The sequence below is a fragment of the Pseudomonas sp. SJZ079 genome (assembly GCF_007993865.1).
Lineage (GTDB): Bacteria > Pseudomonadota > Gammaproteobacteria > Pseudomonadales > Pseudomonadaceae > Aquipseudomonas.
This window is the reverse complement of sequence record NZ_VIUH01000017.1, coordinates 43,161-69,671: the sequence shown is the minus strand read 5'-3', so window position 1 is coordinate 69,671 and position 26,511 is coordinate 43,161. Positions and strand designations below refer to the sequence as shown.

The window sequence follows — 26,511 nt, the reverse complement described above, 5'->3', positions numbered from 1 at the left end:
AAAATTTCAATGGCTTTGCCTGGCAAAGTCGCCAGCCGCGTCGCGCGCAGGCTCTGGCGAGCACCCTTCGGCGAACGAACAATACCCATCGCCGGGCATTCTAGCGCGCCGCCAGAAAAAACAAAGGGCGCCCTTAGGCGCCCTCGTCATTACTACGGTCAATCAGGACTTGGTGAACTCCGGATAGGCTTCCATACCGCACTCGACCAGGTCCACGCCCTCGTATTCCTCTTCCTCAGTGACCCGCAAGCCAATCACCGCCTTGAGGATCGACCAGACGATCAAGCTGGCGACGAACACCCAGGCGAAAATCACGCCGATACCCAGCAACTGCGCGCTCAGGCTGGCATCGCTGTTGGTCAGGCAGACCGCCAGCAGGCCCCAGATACCGACCACTCCGTGTACCGAGATGGCACCCACCGGGTCGTCGATCTTCAGCTTGTCCATGGCCAGGATGGAGAACACCACCAGTACGCCACCGACACCACCGATCAGGGTCGCTTGCAGGGCGCCCGGCGTCAGCGGCTCGGCGGTGATGGCCACCAGACCCGCCAGGGCGCCGTTCAACGCCATGGTCAAGTCGGCTTTGCCGAACAGGATGCGCGCGACGATCAACGCCGCTACCAGGCCACCGGCGGCGGCCATGTTGGTGTTGACGAACACCTGGGCGACGGCGTTGGCGTCCTCGATGGTGCTCATCTTCAGCTGCGAGCCACCGTTGAAGCCGAACCAGCCCATCCACAGGATGAAGGCACCGAGGGTTGCCATCGGCAGGTTGGCGCCAGGAATGGCATTGACCTGACCGTTGGCGCCGTACTTGCCCTTACGTGCCCCGAGCAACAGGACGCCCGCCAGCGCGGCAGTCGCCCCGGCCATGTGCACCACACCGGAACCGGCGAAATCGAGGAAGCCCGCTTCGTTGAGGAAGCCCGAACCCCATTTCCAGAAACCCTGCACCGGGTAGATGAAACCGGTCATGACCACGGCGAAGGCGAGGAACGCCCACAGCTTCATGCGCTCGGCCACCGCGCCGGAAACGATCGACATGCAGGTCGCGGCGAACACCACCTGGAAGAAGAAGTCGGAACGGACCGAGTAGTACGGCGCGTCGTCGCCGCCGGCAAGCGCCGACTCGACGCTGTTCTCGTCACCGAGGAGGAAACCCAGGCTCGGCAGGATGCCGCCTTCCGGGCTGGAGTACATGATGTGGTAGCCGATCACCAGGTACATGATGCTGGCCACCGCATACAGGGTGATGTTCTTGGTGAGGATTTCGGTGGTGTTCTTGGAGCGTACCAAGCCCGCTTCGAGCATGGCAAAACCCGCCGCCATCCACATCACCAAGGCGCCGCAAATCAAGAAATAGAAGGTATCGAAGCCGTACTGCAATGCAGTCAATGCTGTGTTGTCCATGGTTCACCTCTTGCCGTCGCGCTTTTATAGCGCTGTTCGGTTAAGGCGCCCGGGTTGGCTCCGGGCGCACTCCGTGTGCTTACAAGTTGTAGCCACGCTCGTTGTGTAGAGCGAGGTCGAGACCGACTGTCTCTTCCTCTTCACTGACCCGCAGGCCCATTACCAGGTCAATCACCTTGAGGATCGCAAAGGTCACTACGGCGGTATAAGCCACGGTGAACGCCACGCCCTCGATCTGTATCCACAACTGCGCGGGAATGTCCTCGACGGTGCCGAAACCACCCAGACTCGGTGCGGCGAACGCACCGGTAAGAATGGCGCCGACGATACCGCCGACCGCATGCACACCGAACACGTCCAGCGAGTCGTCATACCCCAGTTTGCGTTTCAGGCTGGTGGCGCAGAAGAAACAGATCACCCCCGCCGCCAGACCAATCGCCAGGGCGCCCATCGGACCCGCCGTACCCGAGGCCGGGGTGATCGCCACCAGACCGGCTACGGCACCGGAGGCGATGCCCAGCACGCTCGGTTTACGGTGGGTGATCCACTCGGCGAACATCCAGCCCAGCGCGGCGGTGGCCGTGGCGATCTGGGTGACCAGCATGGCCATGCCCGCGGTGCCGTTAGCGGCCACGGCGGAGCCGGCGTTGAAGCCGAACCAGCCGACCCAGAGCATGCTCGCGCCGATCAGGGTGTAGCCGAGGTTGTGCGGCGGCATGGCGGTAGTCGGGAAGCCCTTGCGCTTGCCCAGCACCAGGCAGGCCACCAGACCGGCGATACCGGCGTTGATGTGCACCACGGTGCCACCGGCGAAGTCGAGCACGCCCCAATCCCACAGCAGCGCACCGTCGCCGCTCCAGACCATGTGCGCAATAGGCGCATAGACCAGGGTGAACCACACGGCCATGAAGATCAGCATGGCGGAGAACTTCATGCGTTCGGCGAAGGCACCGACGATCAGGGCGGGGGTGATGATGGCGAAGGTCATCTGGAAGGTGATGAACACACTTTCCGGAATCGCCGCGACCAGGCTATCGGTGGTCAGGCCACTGAGAAAGGCTTTCGACAGGCCACCGACCAGGGAGTTGAAGTTGAACACCCCCTGCTCCATGCCGGTGGTGTCAAACGCCAGACTGTAGCCGTAAACCACCCAGAGAATGCTGACCAGTCCGGTCACGGCAAAACACTGCATCAACACCGAGAGGACGTTCTTCGAACGCACCATACCGGCGTAGAACAAGGCCAGGCCGGGAATCGTCATAAACAGCACAAGCACGGTCGCGACCAGCATCCAGGCTGTGTCGCCACCGTTCAGGCTCGCCTCGTCGGCCATGGCCAGGCCAGGAACGAGAGACAATAGGGCGCCTAGCCCTGCGATTTTTCGCAGAGTCATGGTTTAACTCCTGGGGCGTGGGTTCGTTCGGAGGCTTAGATCGCGTCGGTATCGGTTTCGCCGGTACGGATACGGATGGCCTGTTCCAGGTTGACTACGAAGATCTTGCCGTCACCGATCTTGCCGGTGTTGGCGGCCTTGGTGATGGCCTCGATCACTCGATCCAGTTGATCGTCGGCGATGGCTACGTCGATCTTCACCTTCGGCAAGAAATCGACTACGTATTCGGCACCGCGGTACAACTCGGTGTGGCCCTTTTGCCGACCGAAGCCTTTGACCTCGGTGACGGTAATGCCCTGCACGCCGATCTCCGACAGTGACTCACGGACGTCGTCCAGCTTGAACGGCTTGATGATGGCAGTGACTAGCTTCATGTAACTTTCTCCCGTGTAAGGTGGACTTGCCCCAGGAATTACGAACCCGGCTCAAGTCTAAGCGCAGTGTCTGGCTTTTGTAATGCATCGGCTGCCCGAGCTGGGGCGATCCCTTATCCACCAACCGTTCCCGGCGAAACACATCTGCGCTTCGCCTCATGCACCGGAACTGCATCGGTGCGTGCTGCATGGACGAATAAGCAGAAAGCTTGCCAGTTACACAAAAAACTCTCTTTTTCAGATGGTTACTGGCTAAACACCGTGTTTCACCTGGGGTTGCTCGGTGCTCGATGCACGACAATAGTGCAGGTGCCCCACCATGAGTGCGCAATAACTGTGCAGCGCTGGACCTCCCGAACCACGCCTGGGCTGCGTGCTACACTGCCGCCCGTCTGTCCCTGGAACCCTGCCATGTTGCCGCCCAAAGCCCTGCTCGATGCCCTCAGCGCCCACGCCTCCCGTCTGTTCAACGGCAGTACGCCGTTGCCCCGCAGCGAATTCGAAGCCCAGTTCAAAGCCTTGTTGCAGAGCGGCTTCAGCAAACTCGACCTGGTCAGCCGGGAAGAGTTCGACAGCCAGATGACCGTGCTAGCCCGCACCCGTGCGCGCCTGGAGGCACTGGAAGCCAAGGTCGCCGAACTGGAAGCCCGCGTCGTAACCGAGCCATCTCCGCCCACCGAGTAGCCTACTCGGCCGGCAGACGATCAAGGAGTGATCGATGTCCCTGGCCATAGTCCACAGTCGCGCCCAAGTCGGTGTCGAAGCGCCGGCGGTCACCGTCGAGGCGCATCTGGCCAACGGCCTGCCGTCGCTGGCACTGGTCGGCTTGCCGGAAACGGCCGTCAAGGAAAGCAAGGACCGGGTGCGCAGCGCCATCCTCAATTGCGCCTTCGACTTTCCCCCGCGACGCATCACCCTGAACCTGGCCCCCGCCGATTTGCCGAAGGACGGTGGGCGCTTCGACCTGGCCATCGCCCTGGGCATTCTCGCCGCCAGCGGACAACTGCCCGCCGCCGCGCTGGAGCAGGTCGAGTGCCTCGGTGAACTGGCCTTGTCCGGCGCCATACGCCCGGTGCAGGGTGTGTTGCCCGCGGCCCTGGCGGCGCGCGCCGCCGGACGCAGCCTGGTGGTGCCGAAGGCCAACGCCGAGGAAGCCAGCCTGGCCTCCGGGCTGTGCGTGATCGCCGTGGAGCATTTGCTGGAGTTGGCCGCACATTTCACCGGCCAGACGCCCATCGCGCCCTATCAGGCCCAGGGCCTGCTGCGCCAAAGCCTGCCCTACCCGGACCTCGCCGAAGTACAGGGGCAAACTGCCGCCAAGCGCGCCCTGCTAGTCGCGGCGGCGGGCTCGCACAATCTGCTGTTCACCGGGCCGCCGGGCACCGGCAAGACCCTGCTGGCCAGTCGCCTGCCTGGCCTGCTGCCGCCGCTGGACGAACAGGAGGCCCTGGAAGTCGCCGCCATCCAGTCGGTCGCCAGCCACACGCCGCTGGACGCCTGGCCGCAGCGGCCGTTCAGAAACCCGCATCACAGTGCCTCCGGCCCGGCACTGGTCGGTGGCGGCAGTCGTCCACAGCCCGGCGAAATCACCCTGGCCCATCAGGGGGTGTTATTTCTCGACGAACTGCCGGAGTTCGACCGTAAGGTACTGGAAGTGCTGCGCGAGCCGCTGGAGAGCGGGCAGATCGTCATCGCCCGGGCCCGCGACAAGGTGCGCTTTCCCGCCCGCTTCCAGCTGGTCGCGGCGATGAACCCCTGCCCCTGCGGTTTTCTCGGCGACCCCAGCGGCCGCTGCCGCTGCAGCCCCGAGCAGATTCAGCGCTACCGCGGCAAGCTCTCCGGGCCGCTGCTCGACCGTATCGACCTGCACATCAGCGTGGCGCGCGAAACCACTGCCCTGCATGTGCCCCCCGAGCATGGCAGCGACACGGCGACCAGCGCGACCCTGGTCGCCCGCGCCCGGCAGCGGCAACTGCAGCGCCAGGGCGTGGCCAATGCCTTTCTCGACCTGCCCGGCCTGCGCCAGCATTGCGCCCTGACCAGCGCCGATCAGAGCTGGCTGGAAAATGCCTGCGAACGCCTCGGCCTGTCCCTGCGCGCGGCGCACCGGGTGCTCAAGGTGGCGCGCACCCTGGCCGACCTGGAGCAGGTCGCGGCGATCGCCCGCCACCACCTGGCCGAAGCCCTGCAATACCGCGGCAGCCCGCACGGCTGAGCCACCGCGCTCAAGCGATGCGCGCAACCGCTGGCAAACGCATCGCCGCCACTTCCGCCAGCAGGAAATCGCGCAGCCGTTGAAAGCGCTCCTGGCCACGGCGCGCCTTGGGCCAGACCAGGTAATAGCTGCTGCCGCTGGGCACGGCAGTCGGCCAGGGCAGGCCGAGGCGACCCTGTTCGACATCCTCGGCGACCATCACCAGATCGCCGATCGACACGCCGTAGCCGCGCGCGGCGGCGATCATGCCCAGCTCCAGGGTGTCGAACACCTGACCGCCCTTGATCGGCACCTGCTCAAGCAGGTTCATGGCCTGCAGCCACTGCCGCCAGTCACGCCTATCCGGAGTCGGATGCAGCAGTTCGGCGCCCTGCAGCCGCAGTAAATCCCAAGGCCCTGCGGCGGTCGCCTCGGGCGCGCAGACCGGAATCAGCCATTCGCCGAACAGTTCGGCACTGTCCCAGTCCTCGGGAAAATCGCCGCTGCCAAGCAACACCGCGCAGTCGAACGGCTCATGTAGAAAATCCACCTTGTCCACGTCCATCCAGGCACTGGTCAGTTGCACCTCGATGTCGCTGTATTGCAGGCGAAAGCGCGACAGCCGCGCCAATAGCCAACGCATGGTCAGGGTCGAAGGCGCCTTCAGCCGCAGCGTCGCATCCTCGGCCTGCAAGCTGCCGCAGGCGCGCGCCAAGGCATCGAAGCCATCGCGCAAGCCGGGCAGCAGCATGCGCGCAGACTCGGTCAGCTGCAGGCTACGCCCGCGCCGCTCGAACAGGCGGCAGGCGAAATGTTCCTCCAGGGTGCGCACATGCCGGCTCACCGCGCTCTGGGTGATCGACAACTCGTCCGCCGCGCGGGTGAACGAGCAGTGCCGGGCCGCGGCTTCGAAGGCGCGCAGGGCATAGAGCGCTGGCAACTGGCGATTCATTGAGGTTTATCCATGAGTATTAATCACGTCTGGCATCGTTTTTTTCCCTTTGTGCGGATGCTACGAACCGCCAAGAATAGCGCTACTTTCCGCTCGTTGAAAAACATCGAGCATGCTGCGTAACTGAGTCAGACTCATCATGACCTCTACCCTTCGCGACGAATTCAACGCCATCCTGCGCCTGGCCGGCCCGCTGATCGCCGCCCAACTGGCGCACGTGCTCATGGTCTTCACCGACACCGTGATGATGGGCCTGCTCGGCCCCGAGGCGCTGGCCGGCGGCGGCTTGGGCGCGGCGAGCTATTCCTTCGTGTCGATCTTCTGCGTCGGAGTGATCGCCGCGGTCGGCAATCTGGTGGCGATTCGTCACGGCGCCAGCGATAGCGCCGGGGTTACCCGCCTGACCCAGAACGGCCTATGGCTGGGCTGGGGCCTGGCATTGTTCGCCGGCCTGATCCTGTGGAATCTGGAGCCGGCATTGAAGCACCTTGGCCAGAGCCCGGCGAACGTCGAGCGCGCCATGCCGTTTCTCTCCAGCCTGCTGTTTGCCCTGCCCGGCTACATGAGCTTCATGGCCCTGCGCGGTTTCACCAGCGCGATCGGCCGGCCCGGCCCGGTGATGGCCATCAGCATCGGCGGGGCGCTGGCCAATTTCGTTCTCAACTATGCGCTGATCAAAGGCTGGTTCGGCCTGCCGCCGCTAGGCCTGGCCGGCATCGGCCTGGTCACCGCCCTGGTGATGAACGCCATGGCCCTGCTGCTGGCCTGGCATGTGATGCGCCACCCGAGTTACGCCGCCTACCCGCTGCAGCGCGGCCTGCTGCACCCGGCCTGGGCCGAGCTGAAGGAGTTGCTGCGCCTGGGCCTGCCGATTGGCGGCACCTATGCAGTGGAAGCCGGCCTGTTCGCCTTCGCCGCGCTGAGCATGGGCGCGCTCGGCAGCACCCAACTGGCCGCGCACCAGATCGCCATCCAGTCGGTGTACGTGGCCTTTATGGTGCCGGTAGGCATGTCCTACGCGGTGACCTTCCGTATCGGCCAGCACTACGGCGCCGGCCGCCTGCTCGAAGCGCGCCGCGCCGGACGCCTGGGCATCGGCATGGGCGCCGCCTGCATGCTCGGCTTCGCCACGCTGTTCTGGCTGCTGCCGGAGTGGGTGGTCGGACTGTTTCTCGAGCGTTTCGACCCGGCCTATCGCGATATAGTCGCCCTGGCCGTCAGCCTGCTGGCGATTGCCGCCTGGTTCGAGCTGTTCGACGGCATCCAGACCATCGCCATGGGCGCGATTCGCGGCCTGAAGGACGCCAAGACCACCTTCTACGTCGGCCTCGCCTGCTACTGGACGATCGGCGCGCCGCTGGCCTGGCTGCTGGCCTTCCCGCTGGGCTGGGGAGCCATCGGCGTCTGGTGGGGCCTGGCCGGCGGCCTGGCTTGCGCGGCCATCGGCCTGACCCTGTGCTTCGAATGGAAGAGCGCACGCCTGCTGCACCCGCCGCAGCAGCAAGCCTGCCTTACCTAAGCTGAGCTGAGCGTATGCGCCTGCCCCAGCCTACGGGTTGGGCAGGCCCTGCTGTGGCTGACGCAGGCTCGACAGCAGAAAACCTGCCAATTCATGCAACGGCAGCGCCTTGCTGATCAGATAGCCCTGCACCTGGTCGCAGCCGAACTGGCGCAACAAGGCCAGCTGCTCGGCGCTTTCCACGCCCTCTGCGACCACATGCAGATCGAGGTTGTGCGCCAGGTTGATCATCGCCCGCACCAACTGGCAGTCCTCCGGGCGCTCGCCCATGCCGCCGACGAAGCTCTTGTCGATCTTCAGCAGGCTGATTGGCAGGTTGTTCAGGTGCACGAAGGAGGAGAAACCGGTGCCGAAATCGTCCAGGGAGAAGCGCACACCGAGGCGACCGAGCGCCAGCATGGTCTGGCGTACCTGATCGCTACGGCGCATCACCGCCGTTTCGGTCAGCTCGAACTCCAGCCACCGGGCATCGACGCCACGCTCATCGATCAGACGGCTGAGCGTCGGCACCAGCTGGCTGTCCTGAAACTGGCGAAACGACAGGTTGATCGCCATGTGCAACGCCGGCACGCCGCGCCCGGATAACCACTGCATGTCGCGCAGGGCACGGGACATGACCCAGTAGCCGAGCGGCACGATCAGCCCGCTTTCCTCGGCCAGCGGCACGAACGCATTCGGCGCCAGCAGCCCACGCTCGCCATGGCGCCAGCGCACCAGCGCCTCCAGCCCAACGATGCGCCCACTGTGCAGGCACAGCCTGGGTTGATAGTGCAATTCCAGCTCGTCGCGGCGTAGCGCCCGACGTAGCTCGCCCTCCAGCTCGGCTTGGCTGCGTTCGCTACGATTGAGTCGCTCGTCGTAGACATGGAAGCTGCAGCCCTGCTGGCTCTTGGCTTGCTGCATGGCGATATGCGCGTGCCACATCAGCGGATCGACCCCCGCATCTTCCCTGGCCTGGGCCAGGCCCAGGCTGCTGCCGAGCAACAGGCTTTCGCCATCGATCCAATAGGGTTCGCTGAGCACCTCGCCGATGCGTTCGGCCAGTTGCTCGACGCGCCGTGGCGCGTGTCGGGTGTCCAGCAGCAGAGCGAACTCATCGCTGCCCAGACGGGCGAGCAGGTCGCCCTCTTGCAATACCCCCTTGAGCCGAGCCACCACCTGCAGAATCAAGCGATCGCCGGCCTGGTAACCGAGGGCATCGTTGGCCAGGCGAAAGTTGTCCAGATCGAGATGGCCGAGGGTCAGTCCCTGCCCACTGCATTCGGCCAGGCGCGCGGCCAACAGGGTCTGGAAGCCCTGACGGTTGGCGATGCCGGTCAGCACGTCCTGTTCGGCCAGGCGCTGCAGGGTCTCTTTCAGCCGACCTTGCTCCCGTGCATAGCGCAGGCAACGGCGCAGCAGATCGGCGGACAGCTGATCGCGTACCAGCCAGTCGCTGACCCCGGGCGGCGGCTCGACGGGCTCCTGCTCCAGCAGCAGGATCGTCGGCAAGGCACAGCTGCCGTGCACAGGCAGGTGCTGCGGGGTGCTCAGCAGCACGGCATTGTTCGGGCTATCGAACAGGCTGCTGGCGACCGCCCAGGAAGGTGCGGTGATCAGCGACAGGCCGCCGTCCAGGCTCGCCAGGTGCTGTTGCAACAGTTTTAGCCAAACCGGATCGTCGGCCAGCAGCAACAGGCGCAAAGGTTTTAGCGGCGCGGACAAGCGACCTCCCCGTGGTCATGGTCAATACAGGCCGGCCCCTTGTCCGCGAGACGGCAGCGAGCACCCGCGGGTACCTCTTGCGTCTGCGTGCGCGTCTCCGCGCGAGGGCTCTGGCTAACGACTGCAAGCGTCATTCGCCGAACATCGCGAGCTGAGCCTAAATCGTCGCCCAATTAAGCAAGTGCCGAGCCTGCTGACCAGCGCGTTCGGCGCATCCTGTGAGCGACATCATGCGGGGGAGGATATTTCCTCGACAGAACACCCGAAAACGACCTGTAAGTGCCGATTTAGAGCTAATTCAACGCCGTGGCCAGGACAGCTGGGTGGCTCTGCCGCAGGGCTAGAAAACGCTCCAGCTCGCGCAGTGGCAAGGCCTTGCTGATCAAATAACCCTGCACCTGGTCGCAGCCGAACCGCTCGAGCATCTCCAGCTCGGCCTGCGTCTCCACGCCCTCGGCCACCACTTCCAGGCCCAGGTTGCGCGCCAGGTTGATCATGGCGTTGACCAGTCGACTTTGATCCGGCCGCACGTGCATGCCGGAAACGAAGCTCTTGTCCAGCTTGAGCAAGGCGATCGGCAGACTGGCGATATGCACGAAGGAAGAGAAGCCGGTGCCAAAGTCATCCAGGGCGAAGCGCACGCCCAGTTCGCCGAGCACCTGCATGGTGTCCAGCACATATTCACTGCGCTGCATCACCGCGGTTTCGGTGAGCTCGAACTCCAGCCAGCGGGCGTCGACCCCGGAACCGGCAATCAGTCGCTGCACGGTGGGCAGCAACTGGCTGTCCTGAAACTGGCTGAAGGACAGGTTGATCGCCATATGCAGGGTCAGGCCGCGCTCGCTCAGCCAGCGCGCGTCCTCCAGGGCTCGGGCGATGACCCAGTAACCGAGGGGCACGATCAGCCCGCACTGCTCGGCCAAGGGGATGAAGTCCAGGGGATAGAGCAGGCCCCGGTGCGGGTGACGCCAGCGCACTAGCCCTTCGAGGCCGACGACCTCACCACTGGCCAAGTCCAGACGCGGCTGGTAATGCAGCTCCAGCTCGTCACGGCGCAAGGCGCGGCGCAACTCGCCTTCCAGGTCGACCAGACTCCGTACCTCGCTGGAGATGCGCTGATCATAGAGATGACAGGTGCAGCCTTGGCGGCTCTTGGCCTGCTGCATGGCGACGTGGGCGTGCCACAGCAGTGCATCGGCGTCCTCGCCGGCACGGCTGTAGGCCAGGCCCAGGCTGCAACCCAGCGACAGACTCTCACCCTGAATCCAGTAGGGCTCGGCCAGCGCATCCAGCAGGGCCTGTTGCAGGACCTCGATCCGCGTCGGCGCAGCGCTGACATCCAGCAACAGGGCGAATTCGTCACTGCCGATGCGGCCCAGCAGATCCTGCGGTTCGAGCACCTGTTGCAGTCGCTCGACCACCTGCTGGATCAGCTCGTCGCCGGCCCGATGCCCGAGGCTGTCATTGGCATGCTTGAAGTTATCCAGGTCCAGATAGCCCAGCAGCAGGCCGCGGCCACGCTTCACCTGCAGACGCTGCTGCAACTGCGCCTGGAAGCCCTGGCGATTGACGATGCCGGTCAGCGAATCCTGGGTCGCCAGGTACTGAAGGGCCAAGAGTTGCTGCCGGTAATGCATGCAACGCTGCAGCACCTCGGCGTTCAGGCTGTCGCGCGCCAGCCAGTCGTCGATATCGGCCGGTAACCGGGCCGGCGCCGTGTCGAGCAGCAGGATCGGCGACAACGGGCACTGACCGGCGGCGGGCAGGCACTCGGGGGTGGCAAACAGCAGATCGGGCAACTCCTCGCGAAACATTCGCGGGGCATCGTTCCAGCTGCTGGCGACACATAACCAAACCGGTTCCGGCTGCTCGGCCAACAGCTTATCCAGCACCCTCACCCAGTCGGGGTCGGTTGCCAGAATAAGCAGTCGCGAGACATCGGCTTGGCGGAACACACGACCTCCACAGCTCGTCTTCTAATAAATTACTTTAAGTTATAGACGCACTTATCTAATACATGACGAGAATTTTTTTGTATAGCGCCGCTTATCTGCCGATCATCGCAGGCTCGTCCTGCTCCGGGGTGCAACCCTGATAGAATCTCCGGCCTTTTTCCCCAGTTGATTTCAGCATGTCCCGACTCAATCCCCGGCAGCAGGAAGCCGTGAACTACGTCGGCGGCCCTCTTTTGGTGCTCGCCGGCGCAGGCTCCGGCAAGACCAGCGTGATCACGCGCAAGATCGCCCACCTGGTGCAAAACTGCGGCATCCAGGCCCGTCACATCGTCGCCATGACCTTCACCAACAAGGCCGCGCGCGAGATGAAGGAACGGGTCGGCAGCCTGCTCAAGGGCGCCGAGGCGCGCGGCCTGACGGTGTCGACCTTCCACAACCTGGGCATGAACATCATCCGCAAGGAATATGCGGCGCTGGGCTACAAGCCGGGCTTCTCGATCTTCGACGAGGGCGATATCAAGGCGCTGCTCAGCGACATCATGCAGAAGGAATATGCCGGCGACGACGGCATCGATGAAGTGAAGAACTACATCGGCAGCTGGAAGAACGAGCTGATCCTGCCCGACCAGGCCCTGAGCGAGTCGCGCAACCCCAAGGAACAGACCGCCGCCATCGTCTACCTGCACTACCAGCGCACCCTCAAGGCCTACAACGCGGTGGATTTCGACGACCTGATCCTGATGCCGGTGAAGCTGTTCCAGGAACACCCGGACATCCTGGAAAAATGGCAGAACCGCATCCGCTACCTGCTGGTCGACGAATACCAGGACACCAACGCCAGCCAGTACCTGCTGGTCAAGCTGCTGGTGGGCATGCGCAACCAGTTCACCGTGGTCGGCGACGACGACCAGTCGATCTACGCCTGGCGTGGCGCCCGCCCGGAAAACCTGATGCTGCTGAAGGAGGACTACCCCTCGCTGAAGGTGGTGATGCTGGAGCAGAACTACCGCTCCACCAGCCGCATCCTCAAGTGCGCCAACGTACTGATCGCCAACAACCCGCATGCCTTCGAGAAACAGCTGTGGAGCGAGATGGGCATGGGCGACGAAATCCGCGTGATCCGCTGCCGCAACGAGGACGCCGAATGCGAGCGGGTGGCCCTGGAGATCCTCACCGAGCACCTGCGCACCGAACGGCCCTACAGCGACTACGCGATTCTCTATCGCGGCAACTACCAGGCCAAGCTGATGGAGCTCAAGCTGCAGCACCACCAGATTCCCTATCGCCTGAGCGGCGGCACCAGCTTCTTCGCCCGTCAGGAGGTGAAGGATCTGATGAGCTACTTCCGCCTGCTGGTCAATCCGGACGACGACAACGCCTTCCTGCGGGTGATCAACGTGCCGCGCCGCGAGATCGGCTCGACCACCCTGGAAAAGCTCGGCAACTACGCCACCGAGCGCAAGATCAGCATGTACGCCGCCGCCGGCGAAATCGGCCTCGGCGAGCACCTCGACAGTCGCTTCACCGAACGCCTGGCGCGCTTTACCCGCTGGATGGACCGGGTGCGTCAGGAGTGCGCACAGAACGACCCGATCGCCGCGATTCGTAGCATGGTGATGGACATCGATTACGAGAACTGGCTGCGACAGAACGCCTCCAACGACAAGGTCGCCGATGCGCGCATGGGCAACGTCTGGTTCCTGGTCGAGGCGCTGAAGAACACCCTGGAGCGCGACGAAGACGGCGACATGACCATCGAGGACGCCATCGGCAAGCTGGTATTACGCGACATGCTGGAACGCCAACAGGAGGAAGAAGACGGCGCCGAAGGCGTGCAGATGATGACCCTGCACGCCTCCAAGGGCCTGGAATACCCCTCGGTGTACATCCTCGGCGTGGAGGAAGAGATCCTCCCGCACCGCTCCAGCATCGAAGCCGACACGGTCGAGGAAGAGCGCCGCCTGGCCTACGTCGGCATCACCCGCGCCAAGCGCAACCTGACCATGACCTTCGCCGCCAAGCGCAAGCAATACGGCGAAATCATCGAATGCTCGCCGAGCCGATTTCTCGACGAATTGCCGCCCGAAGACCTGGTCTGGGAAGGCCAGGACGACGCGCCCCCCGAGGTCAAGGCCGCCACCGGCAACTCGGCGCTGGCCAACATGCGCGCCATGCTGAAAAAATAGCCTGGAGCTATTTTTAACGTCGCGCAGCGACAGCCCGTCAGGGTGGCCGCCAGGGATGGCAGGCCATAAAAAATGATTGGGAATCATTTTTAACAACGCGCAGCGTTGGCCCGAAGGGTGGTCGCCAGGGGCGGCAGACCATAAAAAATAGCCTGGAGCTATTTTTAGCGTCGCGCAGCGACGACCCGTCAGGGTGGCCGCCAGGGATGGCAGGCAAAATAAAATAAACTTACTCCGTAGCCCGGATGCAATCCGGGACGGCTTCACCGGATTGCATCCGGGCTACGTTCATAACGAGGGACACCGTGTGGAAGCGCTGAAACAGAAGATTCGCGAAGAAGGCATCGTGCTCTCCGAGCAGGTGCTCAAGGTCGACGCCTTCCTCAACCACCAGATCGATCCCGTGCTGATGCAGCAGATCGGCCACGAATTCGCCCAGCGTTTCGCCGGTCAGGGCATCAGCAAGATCGTCACCATCGAGGCCTCGGGCATTGCCCCGGCGGTGATGGCCGGGCTGGAACTGGGGGTGCCGGTGATCTTCGCCCGCAAGTACCAGTCGCTGACGCTCAAGGACGACCTGTATATCTCCAAGGTGTTCTCCTTCACCAAGCAGACCGAGAGCACCATCGCCATCTCCGCCAAGCACCTGACCGCCGCCGATCATGTGCTGCTGATCGACGACTTCCTGGCCAACGGCCACGCCGCCAAGGCGCTGATCGACCTGATTCAGCAGGCCGGCGCGAGCATCGCCGGGATCGGCGTGGTGATCGAGAAATCCTTCCAGGCCGGCCGTGCCCAGCTCGACGACCAGGGTTACCGGGTCGAGTCGCTGGCGCGCATCAGCTCGCTGGCCGGTGGCCAGGTCAGCTTTCTGGAATAGTCGCATGCAGGCCTGCCAGCAGCAGGCGCTGATACAGCTCTTCGCGCCAACCGTCCGGCTGCGCCAGGCCCATACGCGCCAGGTGCCGGGCGAAGTCGTCCGGCGGTGGCGCCTCCAGGGCGGCCTTGCCCAGCTCCAGCGCCTCGCTGAGCTTGAACTTGCCCTTCAGCCAGTTCAGCGCGCGTAGCAGGTCGCGCTCCTCGCGGCTGAAGTCGCTGCCCAGCGGGTACTCGATGAACAGGTCGGGATGACGCGCCTGCATGGCCTGCAAGCGCTCCGGGCGATTGTCGGCGAAGCGCGGATCGAGGCAAAAATCCTTGGCCAGCTTGCCCGCCTGCTGCGCCTGTTCGATCAACTCGGGCTGGAAGCGTGAATCGCTGATCGCCAGCAGCGCCTCGATCACCTGAGCATCGGTCTTGCCACGCAGGTCGGCGATGCCGTATTCGCTCACCACGATGTCGCGCAGGTGCCGAGGAATGGTGACATGGCCATAGCTCCAGACGATGTTCGAACTGAGATGGCCGGCCGACTCGCGCCAACTGCGCACCAGCAGGATCGAGCGCGCGCCGTCCAGCGCATGGGCCTGGGCGACGAAGTCGTACTGCCCGCCGACCCCGCTGAGCACCCGTCCATCCTCCAGCTGATCGGACACCGCGGCGCCGAGCAGGGTCATGTTGAACGCCGTATTGATGAAGCGCGCGTCGCGGCGCTGCAGGCGCTTGAGCGACTCATCGCCATACAACTGGTTGACGAAGCCAATCCCGGTCATGGCGAAGCGCCCGAGCCGCTCCGGGTCCAGCTCACGCAGCCGCTGGTAGAAGTCCGCCGGACCGAGGAAGAAGCCGCCATGCAGGATCACGCCGCCGCGCGCCGGGCCCAAGTACGCCTGCAAACCGGTCTGAGTGTGCGGGTCGGTCAGGTCGGCAGACAGCTGGCGGCCATCGGGCAACTGCAGCTGGTCGTCGTGCATCTGCAACGACGCGTCGAGCAGACCGCTGCCCTGCAGCCAGGCCAGGGCTGCGGCGTCCACGCGGGCCGCCAGGCCGGCGTCGAGCAATGCCTGCACGCTGCGCAGCCGGCCTTGCGCGTCCAACGCATCGACGGCGGCCAGTTGCTGCACGCGCAGGTCGGGGTACACCTGGCGCCGTACTATCCCGGCCTCGGCCAGCGCCAGCAAGCCGTTGACGAACATTTCGCTGCAGCCGTACAGGCCCTTGGCAAAGGGCCCCAGGCCGCCCAGCTTGGCGATAAGCGCGGCCCAGGTTTCACCCTGCAGGTCCGCCAGGCCGGCTCGGTAGGCGGCATTGTCGTCGTGTCGGGCCAGCAGCGCCGCACTCAGCGCATCACCCATCGCACCGATGCCGATCTGCAGGGTACCGCCGTCGCGCACCAGGCTACTGGCGTGCAGACCAATGCAGTGGTCCTGCAGCGCGACCGGCATGTTCGGCGTGGAAAACAGCGTGCTGCGCTCCACGTCCCGCACCAGCACATCGAAGCGCTCGCGCGCGACTTCCGCCGTGCCAACCATGTAAGGCAGCGCCTCGTGCACTTGCGCCAGGCAGACAATGCGCTCGCCCGCCGCGCGGCGCTTCGCCAGCAGCGGCAGCAGATCGAGGGTGATGTCCGGGTTGCAGCTCAGGCTGAAATGCTGCGGGCGCTGCGGATCGCACGCCACCAACTGGGCCAGCAGGTTCAGGCCTTTATCGTTGAGGTCGCGAGCAACCTGGCTGTAGTTGCTGCTGGTGTAGTCCTGCTGCGCCGACAAGCTGTCCAGCAGGCTGCCGGGCTGGAAGAAGAACTGCTCGACCCGCACGTTCGCCGGCAGGCTGTCGTGATGCAGGTCGGCGAGGAAATCCAGCTCAAGATAATCGCCGTAGACGCGCTCGACGAAGGGGTCGAGAAAGCGTCGCTGCAAGTCCTGAGAGGCGCGCGGGCGGCCCAGGCACAAGGCGGTGTAGATGGTCAGTTGCCGCTGCGGCAGCTGCTTGAGCCGCGCATACAGGGCATTGACCCAGCGGTTCGGCTTGCCCAGGCCCAATGGCAGGCCCAGATGGATCGGCCCCTCGATCTCGTCGAGTACACGATCGATGGCTTGCTCGATGGAACACAGCTGTGGCATCTGGCTACTCCTGACGACATCCCTGCGATGTCAGGTTGGACTGCGCGGCACGCGGTTTTGCTGCACTGCCGGCCCCACATAGCAAAAAGCCGCCCGAAGGCGGCTCTATCACTGCGCGGTCAGCTTACAGACCCGACATCTTTTCGATCGCGGCATGCAGCTCGTCATCCGTGCAGTCCGCGCAGGTGCCTTTCGGCGGCATGGAATTGATGCCGGAAATGGCCTTGGCCAACAACCCGTCGAGGCCGCCTTCTTTTTCCGCGCGGGCCTTCCAAGCTGCAGTGTCGCCGATCTTCGGCGCACCCAGAACGCCCGAGCTGTGGCAAGCGCCGCAGTGCTTGGCAATGATGTCGTCGCCAGTGCGCGCACCGCCACCACTGACCGCGGCAACCGCGCCGACGCCCTTGCACTCCTCGCCCATCACACAGACTTCGCCAACCGGCTTCAAGCGCTCGGCAATCGCCTCGTTGGTCGTGGCCTGAGCAGTCGCTGCCCACAGAGCCAACACGGCAGCCGGTGCTACCAGCATCTTCTTAATTAGATTCACGCGTACACCCTCATCGTGGCTAGTCACGCCCGCGGCCACGGTTTCGCGAGCGGGCGACAGTATAACGAGAAGCCCGTCGGGCCGAAACAACCCAGAATGTCGCAGGGTTATTCGCCGAACGGCTTACTCAGCGCTTAAAAATTCGCCGGTGTGGTGGCGCTGATCAGCCGCGCCGGCTGGTCGAACGGATTGCGGAAGCGGTGCGGCTTGCTGCTCTCGAAGTAATAACTGTCGCCCGGCTCGAGAATGAACACCTCCTCGCCGACGGTCAGCTCAAGGCGCCCTTCCACTAGCACACCGCTTTCTTCACCCTCATGGGTGTACATGTCGTCACCGGTATCGGAACCGATCGGGTAGGTTTCGTCGAGCACGGTGAGGGCGCGATTCGGATGGGTCTTGCCCACCAGCTTCATACTGATCGCGCCACTGTGGATATCGGTGAGTTCGGATGCCCGGAACACCACCTGGGTGTGATTGTCCTGCTCTGACTCCTGCGAGAAGAACTCCACCAGGGACATGGGAATACCCGCCAACACCTTTTTCAACGAACTGATCGAGGGGCTGACGCTGTTTTTCTCGATCATCGATATGGTGCTGTTGGTCACCCCTGCACGCTTGGCGAGTTCACGCTGCGACAGACCTTTGAGCTTGCGAATGGATTGCAGTCGAATACCGACGTCCAATGCTGGAGTCCCCCTCGGGAAGATACGGAAAAGAGTCCGCATCATCGCAACAGTGTTCAGTATTTACAACACCTGCGTTCACAACCCCCTCCAGGCGCTGACTCAACTCCCGAGATAGACGCTCTGCACCCGGCGCAGGTTGCAGAACAGCTGGTACGGAATGGTCTCGGCACGGGCGGCCACAGCGCTGGCCAGCACCTGCTTGCCCCATAACTCGACCCGGCTGCCCAGGCCCGCGTGCGCTAGATCGCTGAGATCGACGGTGAGCATGTCCATCGACACCCGGCCGATCAGCCGACTCAACTGGCCGTCGATCGCCACCGGCGTGCCGGTCGGCGCATGCCGTGGGTAACCGTCGGCATAACCCATGGCGACCACGCCGACGCGGGTCGGCCGCTCGGTGATGAAGCGCGCGGCGTAGCCCACCGGCTCACCGGCCGGCAACTCACGCACAGCGATGATCTTCGACTCCAGGGTCATCACCGGCTGCAACTGGGTCGCCACGGCCTGGGCCTGATCGAACGGCGTGGCGCCATACAGCATGATGCCGGGGCGCACCCAATCGCTGGCCTGCTGTTGCGGGAACAGCTGCGGCCAACCGAGAATCGCCGGCGAATTGCGCAGGCTGACCTCGCCGCTCAGCCCTTGGCGAACCTGCTCGAACAGCGCGACCTGCTCGGCGCTGCGTGGGCAGTCCAACTCGTCGGCGCGAGCGAAATGACTCATCAAGACGATTTTCGCCACCTTGCCGCTGGCCAGCAGGCGACGATGGGCCCCGTGATACTCGGCCGGGTGCAGGCCGACGCGATGCATGCCGGAATCCAGCTTGAGCCAGACGCACAGCGGCTTGCTCAGCGCGGCCCGCTCGATGGCGTCCACCTGCCACATCGAATGCACCACGCACCAGAAGTCATGCTGCTCGATCAGCGCCAGCTCTTCGGCCTCGAAGAAGCCCTCCAGCAGCAGGATCGGCGCGCGAATACCGGCTTCGCGCAGTTGCAGCGCCTCCTCGATGCAGGCCACGGCAAAGCCGTCCGCCTCGTCCGCCAAGGCCTGGGCACAGCGCACCGCACCGTGGCCGTAGGCATCGGCCTTGACCACCGCCAGCGCCTTGGCGCCGGTCACCTCACGGGCCAGGCGGTAATTCTGACGCAGGGCTTGCATATCGATCAGGGCACGGGCTGGGCGCATAATTCGGACTTCTAGCGAGTGATATAAAAAAGCCTGGCACTGCCAGGCCGAAAAAAATCAGGGTTGTGCCGCCACCACCATCATTTCCACCAGCACTTCGGGCTTGTACATCTTCGCCTCGACACAGATGCGCGCCGGCGCCGTGCCTGTGCTCACCCAGGCGTCCCACACCTGGTTGAGGCCGGCATAATCGCGCGCCATGTCCTTGAGGTAGATGGTCACCGAGAGGATCCGGCTCTTGTCGGTGCCGGCCTCGGCGAGCATCAGCTCGGTATTGGCCAGCGTCTCGCGGGTCTGCTGGACGATATCGCCAGTGAAATCATCCGCCAGTTGCCCGGCCAGATGGACGACACCCCGGTGGATGTTGATTTCGCTGTAACGCGCTTCAGTGCGCAGGCGCTGGACTGACATGCTTGGCGGTCTCCTTGGCGCGACTATAACGGGAAATACCCAGGCCTTCGGCGCTGATCTGCGGGCGCTTGTTGGCCATCAGATCGGCGAGGAAGCGGCCGGAGCCACAGGCCATGGTCCAGCCCAATGTACCGTGGCCGGTGTTCAGGAACAGATTGCGCAAGCCGGTGGCACCGACGATCGGCGTACCGTCCGGGGTCGCCGGGCGCAGGCCGGTCCAGAAATCCACCTGGCTGAGGTCGCCACCTTGCGGATAGAGATCGCCGACGATCATTTCCAGGGTCTCGCGCCGGCGCGGGTTGAGGCTCAAATCGAAACCGGCGATTTCGGCCATGCCGCCGACGCGGATGCGTTGGTCGAAACGGGTGATGGCGACCTTGTAGGTTTCGTCGAGAATGGTCGAAGTCGGCGCCATATCCGGGTTGGTGATCGGCACGGTCAGCGAGTAGCCCTTGAGCGGGTACACCGGCGCACGCACGCCCAGCGGCTTGAGCAGCTGCGGGCTGTAGCTGCCGAGGGCGAGTACGTAGCGGTCGGCGGTTTCCAGCTTACCGTCGATCCACACGCCGTTGATCCGGTCGCCGACGGCATCCAGGCGCTCGATCTGCTGGCCAAAGCGGAACTCGACGCCCATCTGCTGCGCCATTTCGGCCAGCTTGCGGGTGAACATCTGGCAGTCGCCGGTCTGGTCGTTGGGCAAGCGCAGGGCGCCGGCCAGCTTGTGCTTGACCCCGGCCAGGGCCGGCTCGGCGCGGGCGATGCCGTCGCGGTCGAGCAGCTCGAACGGCACGCCGGATTGCTGCAGCACGGCGATGTCCTTGGCGGCGTTGTCCACCTGGGCCTGGGTGCGGAACAGTTGGGTGGTGCCCAGGGTGCGACCTTCATAGCTGATGCCGGTCTCTTTGCGCAGCTCGTCGAGGCAATCGCGGCTGTATTCGGACAGACGCACCATGCGCTCCTTGTTCACCGCGTAGCGGCTGGCGGTGCAGTTGCGCAGCATCTGCGCCATCCACAGGTACTGGTCGATATCGGCGGTAGCCTTGATCGCCAGCGGCGCGTGCTTTTGCAGCAGCCACTTGATGGCTTTCAGCGGAACCCCAGGGGCGGCCCAAGGCGAGGCGTAGCCGGGAGAGACCTGACCGGCGTTGCCGAAGCTGGTTTCCTGGGCCACGGCTGGCTGGCGGTCGACCACCACCACTTCAAAGCCCTGGCGCGCCAGGTAGTAAGCACTGACTGTACCGATTACACCGCCGCCAAGCACCAGAACCCGCATCGCTCGCTCCTCGCCGCGACTATGCGCTGGCGTTTGTTCTATTTGAGAGTTGATGCGCGCAGTATATGGAGCATTAGCCAGTGCTTTTCACTATATATAAAGCTATATTTGGCGAGAGCTCTTGGCGAAAACCGTTTTCTTGGAGGGGCACCCCCTATGCGTACCCAGCATCAAAGCCGGCGTGAGCTGGACAAGATCGACCGCAATATCCTGCGCATCCTCCAGGAAGACGGACGCATCTCCTTCACCGAACTGGGCGAACGCGTCGGCCTGTCGACCACGCCCTGCACCGAGCGGGTGCGTCGGCTCGAGCGCGAAGGCATCATCATGGGCTACCACGCCCGCCTCAACCCGCAGAATCTCAAGGCCAGCCTGCTGGTGTTCGTCGAGATCAGCCTGGACTACAAGTCCGGCGACACCTTCGAGGAGTTCCGCCGCGCCGTGCTCAAGCTGCCCCATGTTCTGGAATGCCACCTGGTTTCCGGCGACTTCGATTACCTGGTCAAGGCGCGGATCAACGAGATGGCCAGCTACCGCAAGCTGCTCGGCGACATCCTGCTCAAGCTGCCGCATGTGCGCGAGTCGAAGAGCTATATCGTCATGGAGGAAGTCAAGGAATCGCTGAGCCTGCCGGTGCCGGAGTAGCGCCGCAGGCTTAGACCAATACCTGGCGGGTGCTGGCGATCAGCCGATGCACCTGCTGCTCGACGCGCGCCTCGGTCAGCTGCTCCGGCCCACGGCCATGGGGGCACGGCAGGCTCTTGGTGGTGCCGAACAGGCGGCAAATCAGCGGCCGCTGGTCGTACACCTGGCAGCCCTGGGGACCGAGGTGCACGCAGTTCAGCTCAGCCAGTGCCGCCTCATGCGCGGCAGCGCTTTTCACCGGCAGACGCGCCATTTCCTCGGACGAGGCGGTGACCGGCCCGCAGCAGTCGTGGCAGCCGGGTACGCAGTCGAAGCGCGGAATCTGCAAACGCAGGTGATCGATCTTGTGGCTGGTACAGCTCATCGGCGGCGTCCTGGAAAAATCCCGCGCATCTTACCTCGCCTCGCGCGCCGATCGCGGCAGAGCGCCGGTCAAGTCGACGAAAACCCAGTATTTTTCGCGCAGCCCTTGGCGACAGACAGAGACCACGCTTATGCTTCGTAAAATTTTACAAACACAATAATCAGGATTTCGCACATGAACGCCCGCGTTCGCCAGCCCGCTCACACCACCCAGCACGCCGCCTCCTATTACGCCGCCAGCGTCAATCGCCAGCTGGACTTCCCGCCCCTGAGCGGCGAGTTGCGGGCCGATGTGTGCATCGTCGGCGGCGGTTTCACCGGGCTGAACACGGCGATCGAGCTGGCCGAGAAAGGCCTCTCGGTGATCCTGGTGGAGGCGCGCAAGATCGCCTGGGGCGCCAGCGGGCGCAACGGCGGTCAGTTGATTCGCGGGGTCGGCCATGGGGTCGAGCAGTTCGAGTCGGTGATAGGCGCCGAGGGCGTGCGCGAACTCAAACTGATGGGCCTGGAAGCCGTGGAAATCGTCCGCCGCCGGGTCGAGCACTTCCAGATCGACTGCGACCTGACCTGGGGCTACTGCGACCTGGCCAACAAACCCAGTCACCTCGCCGGCTTCGCCGATGACCTGGCCGAGCTCAAGGCCCTCGGCTACCGTCACGAACTGCGCCTGCTGCAAGCCGAACAGATGCATCAGGTAGTCGGCTCCGACCGCTATGTCGGCGGCCTGATCGACATGGGTTCGGGCCACCTGCACCCGCTCAACCTGGCCCTCGGCGAAGCCGCCGCCGCTCAGGCACTGGGCGTGCAGCTGTTCGAGAACTCGGCGGTCAGCCGCATCGACTACGGCCCCGAGGTCAAGGTGCATACCGCTCAGGGCGTGGTCCGCGCCAGCCATCTGGTGCTCGGCTGCAACGCCTACCTGAATCAGCTCAACCCGGCCCTCGGCGGCAAGGTGCTGCCCGCCGGCAGCTATGTGATCGCCACCGAGCCGCTCAGCGAAGCACAGGCGCGCAGCCTGATTCCGCAGAACATGGCGCTCTGCGACCAGCGCGTGGCCCTCGACTACTACCGCCTGTCCGCCGACCGCCGCCTGCTGTTCGGCGGTGCCTGCCACTACTCAGGCCGCGATCCGGCGGATATCACCGGCTATATGCGGCCGAAAATGCTGACCGTGTTCCCCCATCTGAACGACGTGAAGATCGACTACCAATGGGGCGGCATGATCGGCATCGGCGCCAACCGCCTGCCGCAGATCGGTCGACTCAAGGATCAGGCCAACGTCTATTACGCCCAGGCCTACTCCGGGCATGGGGTGAACGCCACCCACCTGGCCGGCAAACTGCTCGGCGAGGCCATTGCCGGCCAGGCCAGCCGGGGCTTCGACCTGTTCGCCCGGGTGCCGCACATGACCTTCCCCGGCGGCAAACACCTGCGCTCGCCGCTGCTGGCGCTGGGCATGCTCTGGCATCGTCTGAAAGAACTGCTCTGAGGCCGGCCGATAACCGGCGAGGAACCGACTCTGAATCTGCCGCCCTGGCAGATTCAGAGCGTCCAGAAAGGCCGCCAGGCCTCACGCAAGGCCTGCTCCCGACTCAGGCCAATATCGGCCAACTGCTCGGCAGTCAGTGACAGCAAGGCGCGACGGCTGCTCAGCCGCCGCCAGAACAGCGCCCAGCGTGATTGACCGAACTCCCGCCCCTCGACCGTGCTGCTCGCCACCACCCGCAACCGCACCTCATCCAACAGTTCCTGCTGACGTAAAGCCAGCGCTACCTCATTGAACCCGCTCATCTCCGTCTCCTGGCTAAAAGCGCTATGGGAGATGATGATGGTCAATCCAGAAAAAGCATGACAGATTCAGAAAATAGTTATTTACTCCATACAGATTGCCGCCCACAGCGGCTGAATCGAAGTTTTCCCCAGCATCTGTATGGGTCGCTCACTCAACCACGAGGCGTCTGTCATGACACTCTATGTCGACTTGGCCGAGCAGCTTGGCGCCCGAATCGAGCAGGGCCTGTACCGCCCAGGTGACCGCCTGCCCTCGGTGCGCACCCTGAGCCTCGAACACGGGGTGAGCCTGAGCACAGTGCAGCAGGCCTACCGGCACCTGGAAGATCAGGGCATGGCCACGCCGCGGCCGAAGTCCGGCTATTTCGTGCCGCCCAACCGGCAGAAATCGGCCTTGCCGAAGATCAACCGTAGCGTGCAACGGCCGGTGGATGTCTCGCAGTGGGATAACGTGCTGGAGCTGATCAGCATCCCGCCCGGCAGTGACGTGCTGCAGCTCGGGCGTGGCATGCCGGATATCAGCAGCCCGACCCTGAAACCGCTGCTGCGCTCGCTGTCGCGTCTGGGCCGCCGGCAGTCGGTGGCCGAGCTGAGCTACGGCTGTATCCATGGTGACCCGGGCTTGCGCGAACAGGTGTCGCGCCTGCTGCTGGATTCCGGTTGTCAGATTCCTTATCAGGACATCGTCATCACCACTGGCTGCCACGAAGCGTTGTCGGCGGCGATCTGCGCCACCTGCCAGCCGGGCGACATAGTCGCGGTCGACTCGCCGAGCTTTCACGGGGTGATGCAGGCGCTCAAGGGCTTCGGCATGAAAGCCCTGGAGCTGCCTACCGATCCGCTGACCGGAATCAGCCTGGAGGCGCTGGAGCTGGCCCTGGAGCAATGGCCGATCAAGGCCATCCAGCTCACCCCGACGTGCAACAACCCGCTGGGTTACATCATGCCGGAGGCCAACAAGCGGGCCTTGCTGACCCTGGCCCAGCGCTACGACGTGGCCATCATCGAGGACGACGTGTACGGCGAGCTGGCCTACAGCTACCCACGACCGCGCACCATCAAATCCTATGACGAGGATGGTCGCGTACTGCTCTGCAGCTCCTTCTCCAAGACCCTGGCTCCGGGCCTGCGGGTCGGCTGGATTGCCCCGGGGCGCTACCTGCAACAAGTGCTGCACCTCAAGTACATCGGCACCGGCATGACCGCGCAGCTGCCGCAACTGGCGCTGGCGGAATTCATCGAGAGCGGTCATTACGAGCCGCATCTGCGCCGCATGCGCAGCCAGTACACGCGCAACCGTGACCTGATGACCGACTGGGTCCGCCGCTACTTCCCCGTCGGCACGCGGATCAGCCAACCGCACGGCGGCTTCATGCTGTGGCTCGAACTGGACAGCGCATTCGACAGCCAACGGCTGAACCGCGCCTTGTTGCCGCACAAGATCCAGATCGCCCCGGGCAGCATCTTTTCCGCCGCCGGCAAGTACCGCAACTGCCTGCGCCTGAACTACGCGGCCAAGCCTGACGCGCGCCTCGAGGAGGCGGTACGGATTGTCGGCGCGACCGTGGCAGAGCTACTCGACAGCCACCCCTGAACGCGATCTGCGAGCGCCCGCCACCCTGCCGGCTCACGCACCTCGCTGAGCAGCCGCTCTCAGTTGCTCGGCGCGCTCACCCGGGCCTTGCCCTCCAGTCCGCTATCGACAAACGCCAGCCAGACGAAGCCCGCCGCGCCCGCCGCCATCAACAGCGGCAGGGCATGGCCGCTGATCCACTGGCTGGCCGCGCCGGTTGCCAGCGGCCCGAGCAAACAGCCAATCCCCCACAGCTGCGCGACATGCGCATTGGCGCGCACTAGTTGGTCATCGCGAAAGCGCTCGCCAATCAGGATCAGCGACAAGGTGAAGAGACCGCCGGCACTGGCGCCGAACAGCACCCACACCGGCCAGATCAGCGGGGTATGCAACAGCAGCGGAATACTCAGACTCGACAGCAGCAACACCAGGCCGCAGCCGCGAAACAGCGTGCGCCGCGACATCAGGTCGGCCAGCCAGCCAATCGGCAACTGCAGCGCCGCATCGCCGACCACCACCACGCTGACCATGAACAGCGCCACTTCCTGGGTAAAGCCCTGACGCAGGCCGTAGATCGGCAGCAGGGTCAGCATCATCGCCTCGAACGCGGCGAACAGCACCACCGCCCAGGCGATCGCCGGCATGCTGCGGCAGAACGCCGCCAAGCCGCGAGCGGAGGCACTGTGCTCATCGACCCTGGGTGCCCCGCTACGCCCGAGCAGCAGCACCGAACCGCCGATCAGTAGGCCGGTGCCGGTCCAGAAGGCGCGGTCGCCGTCCGTGCCCAACGCATTGAGCAGCAACGGCCCGGACAACTGACTCAGCGCGTAGCCGGTGCCGTACAGCGCCACCAGACGACCGCGCCACTTCTCCACCGACAACTGATTGATCCAGCTCTCGCCCAGGATGAACACCACTGTCAAGGCCACACCGATCACCAGGCGCAGGACCAGCCAGACCGCGTAGTCCTGCACCAGCGCCAGTAGCGCCACGGACAGCGCACCGACCAGCAGACACAACTGCATCAGCACGGTGGTGCCCAAGCGTCCGGCCAGCCGTCCAGCCAGCGAAGCGCCGAGTAATACGCCGACAGCCGGCGTCGCCGCCATCACCCCGATGGCGAAAGAGCCATAACCCCAGCTCTCCAAGCGCAATGACACCAGCGGCATGGTCACACCCAACGCCAAGCCGATGCTGATGACCGCCGAACAGACGGCGAAATAGCTGCCCCAACGCATTGCCAGACTCCTTTTTGTCGTGGCTGCAAGACGAAACAAAACGGCCGGGCTTCCTCAGGAAACCCGGCCGCAGGTTTGGCTCGATGAGCCGGCCCCAATTAAGGGAC

At 64.3% G+C, this 26,511-nt stretch carries 23 protein-coding genes; 8 read left to right on the top strand and 15 right to left on the bottom strand.

Features of this window, described 5'->3' with window-relative positions; translation table 11 throughout:
- Positions 1-162: 162 nt before the first annotated feature.
- From FBY03_RS15635 to glnK, 3 genes are all read right to left on the bottom strand, one after another.
- Entirely contained in the window at positions 163-1,413 is a 1,251-nt protein-coding gene (locus FBY03_RS15635; RefSeq protein ID WP_147173292.1) for an ammonium transporter, read from the bottom strand.
- Between the two features lie 79 nt (positions 1,414-1,492).
- Positions 1,493-2,806, bottom strand: coding sequence for an ammonium transporter (locus FBY03_RS15630; RefSeq protein WP_147173291.1), 1,314 nt, complete (start codon positions 2,804-2,806; stop codon positions 1,493-1,495).
- Positions 2,807-2,841: 35 nt separating this feature from the next.
- Positions 2,842-3,180, bottom strand: coding sequence for a P-II family nitrogen regulator (gene glnK / locus FBY03_RS15625; protein WP_003096476.1), 339 nt, complete (start codon positions 3,178-3,180; stop codon positions 2,842-2,844).
- Positions 3,181-3,591: 411 nt separating this feature from the next.
- Between glnK and FBY03_RS15620 the strand changes: the two genes are divergently transcribed.
- The gene (locus FBY03_RS15620) at positions 3,592-3,864 is read left to right on the top strand and encodes an accessory factor UbiK family protein (protein ID WP_147173290.1); all 273 of its coding nucleotides are present in this window, start codon (positions 3,592-3,594) and stop codon (positions 3,862-3,864) included.
- Positions 3,865-3,898: 34 nt separating this feature from the next.
- Complete coding sequence (locus FBY03_RS15615) at positions 3,899-5,395, top strand: YifB family Mg chelatase-like AAA ATPase (RefSeq protein WP_147173289.1); 1,497 nt, start codon at positions 3,899-3,901, stop codon at positions 5,393-5,395.
- A gap of 10 nt (positions 5,396-5,405) precedes the next feature.
- Here the strand turns inward: FBY03_RS15615 and FBY03_RS15610 are convergent, their stop codons facing one another.
- Positions 5,406-6,326 (bottom strand): LysR substrate-binding domain-containing protein, encoded by a 921-nt coding sequence (locus FBY03_RS15610; RefSeq protein ID WP_147173288.1) that lies wholly within the window; start codon positions 6,324-6,326, stop codon positions 5,406-5,408.
- A gap of 139 nt (positions 6,327-6,465) precedes the next feature.
- Between FBY03_RS15610 and FBY03_RS15605 the strand changes: the two genes are divergently transcribed.
- Positions 6,466-7,845 carry a NorM family multidrug efflux MATE transporter gene (locus tag FBY03_RS15605; protein WP_147173287.1) on the top strand — a complete coding sequence of 460 codons (1,380 nt, stop codon included), beginning with the start codon at positions 6,466-6,468 and terminating at the stop codon, positions 7,843-7,845.
- 30 nt (positions 7,846-7,875) lie between these two features.
- On the opposite strand, the gene FBY03_RS15600 is transcribed toward FBY03_RS15605, so the two are convergent.
- Together FBY03_RS15600 and FBY03_RS15595 are read right to left on the bottom strand one after the other, a co-directional pair.
- Positions 7,876-9,549: a bifunctional diguanylate cyclase/phosphodiesterase gene (locus FBY03_RS15600; RefSeq protein ID WP_147173286.1), complete on the bottom strand. Its 1,674-nt coding sequence runs from the start codon at positions 9,547-9,549 to the stop codon at positions 7,876-7,878.
- 293 nt (positions 9,550-9,842) lie between these two features.
- Complete coding sequence (locus FBY03_RS15595; RefSeq protein WP_147173285.1) at positions 9,843-11,504, bottom strand: bifunctional diguanylate cyclase/phosphodiesterase; 1,662 nt, start codon at positions 11,502-11,504, stop codon at positions 9,843-9,845.
- A gap of 176 nt (positions 11,505-11,680) precedes the next feature.
- Between FBY03_RS15595 and rep the strand changes: the two genes are divergently transcribed.
- Positions 11,681-13,690: a DNA helicase Rep gene (gene rep / locus FBY03_RS15590; protein WP_147173284.1), complete on the top strand. Its 2,010-nt coding sequence runs from the start codon at positions 11,681-11,683 to the stop codon at positions 13,688-13,690.
- 307 nt (positions 13,691-13,997) lie between these two features.
- Positions 13,998-14,570 (top strand): xanthine phosphoribosyltransferase, encoded by a 573-nt coding sequence (locus FBY03_RS15585; RefSeq protein ID WP_147173283.1) that lies wholly within the window; start codon positions 13,998-14,000, stop codon positions 14,568-14,570.
- Here the strand turns inward: FBY03_RS15585 and FBY03_RS15580 are convergent.
- The 6 genes from FBY03_RS15580 to dadA all read right to left on the bottom strand — a co-directional run bounded on the left by FBY03_RS15580 (position 14,554) and on the right by dadA (position 20,794).
- Positions 14,554-16,689: an acetyl-CoA hydrolase/transferase C-terminal domain-containing protein gene (locus tag FBY03_RS15580; protein ID WP_147173282.1), complete on the bottom strand. Its 2,136-nt coding sequence runs from the start codon at positions 16,687-16,689 to the stop codon at positions 14,554-14,556. The genes FBY03_RS15585 and FBY03_RS15580 overlap by 17 nt on opposite strands.
- Before the next feature lie 124 nt (positions 16,690-16,813).
- Positions 16,814-17,236, bottom strand: a complete 423-nt coding sequence (locus tag FBY03_RS15575; protein ID WP_147173281.1) for a cytochrome c5 family protein — start codon at positions 17,234-17,236, stop codon at positions 16,814-16,816.
- Positions 17,237-17,370: 134 nt separating this feature from the next.
- A complete protein-coding gene (locus tag FBY03_RS15570; RefSeq protein ID WP_147173280.1) occupies positions 17,371-17,919 on the bottom strand; it encodes a cupin domain-containing protein in 549 nt (182 codons plus the stop codon).
- Between the two features lie 102 nt (positions 17,920-18,021).
- Positions 18,022-19,110 (bottom strand): alanine racemase, encoded by a 1,089-nt coding sequence (gene alr / locus FBY03_RS15565; protein ID WP_147173279.1) that lies wholly within the window; start codon positions 19,108-19,110, stop codon positions 18,022-18,024.
- A gap of 57 nt (positions 19,111-19,167) precedes the next feature.
- A complete protein-coding gene (locus FBY03_RS15560; RefSeq protein ID WP_147173278.1) occupies positions 19,168-19,521 on the bottom strand; it encodes a RidA family protein in 354 nt (117 codons plus the stop codon).
- Positions 19,496-20,794, bottom strand: a complete 1,299-nt coding sequence (dadA, locus tag FBY03_RS15555) for a D-amino acid dehydrogenase (RefSeq protein WP_147173277.1) — start codon at positions 20,792-20,794, stop codon at positions 19,496-19,498. Before dadA ends, FBY03_RS15560 begins: the two co-directional genes overlap by 26 nt.
- Positions 20,795-20,950: 156 nt before the next feature.
- Here dadA and dadR point away from each other — a divergent pair, with 156 nt between their 5' ends.
- On the top strand, positions 20,951-21,439 hold the full coding sequence (dadR, locus tag FBY03_RS15550; protein WP_025163949.1) for a transcriptional regulator DadR: 489 nt from the start codon (positions 20,951-20,953) through the stop codon (positions 21,437-21,439).
- 10 nt (positions 21,440-21,449) lie between these two features.
- On the opposite strand, the gene FBY03_RS15545 is transcribed toward dadR, so the two are convergent.
- Positions 21,450-21,803: a YkgJ family cysteine cluster protein gene (locus FBY03_RS15545; RefSeq protein ID WP_147173276.1), complete on the bottom strand. Its 354-nt coding sequence runs from the start codon at positions 21,801-21,803 to the stop codon at positions 21,450-21,452.
- A gap of 174 nt (positions 21,804-21,977) precedes the next feature.
- On the opposite strand from FBY03_RS15545, the gene FBY03_RS15540 reads away from it, so the two are divergent.
- Positions 21,978-23,291: an FAD-binding oxidoreductase gene (locus FBY03_RS15540; protein WP_147173275.1), complete on the top strand. Its 1,314-nt coding sequence runs from the start codon at positions 21,978-21,980 to the stop codon at positions 23,289-23,291.
- 53 nt (positions 23,292-23,344) lie between these two features.
- On the opposite strand, the gene FBY03_RS15535 is transcribed toward FBY03_RS15540, so the two are convergent.
- Positions 23,345-23,593: a DUF1127 domain-containing protein gene (locus FBY03_RS15535; RefSeq protein WP_147173274.1), complete on the bottom strand. Its 249-nt coding sequence runs from the start codon at positions 23,591-23,593 to the stop codon at positions 23,345-23,347.
- Positions 23,594-23,765: 172 nt separating this feature from the next.
- Here FBY03_RS15535 and FBY03_RS15530 point away from each other — a divergent pair, with 172 nt between their 5' ends.
- On the top strand, positions 23,766-25,187 hold the full coding sequence (locus FBY03_RS15530) for a PLP-dependent aminotransferase family protein (protein ID WP_147173273.1): 1,422 nt from the start codon (positions 23,766-23,768) through the stop codon (positions 25,185-25,187).
- A gap of 59 nt (positions 25,188-25,246) precedes the next feature.
- Here FBY03_RS15530 and FBY03_RS15525 read toward each other — a convergent pair whose 3' ends face one another.
- Positions 25,247-26,404, bottom strand: a complete 1,158-nt coding sequence (locus FBY03_RS15525) for an MFS transporter (protein WP_147173272.1) — start codon at positions 26,402-26,404, stop codon at positions 25,247-25,249.
- Between the last annotated feature and the right edge of the window lie 107 nt (positions 26,405-26,511).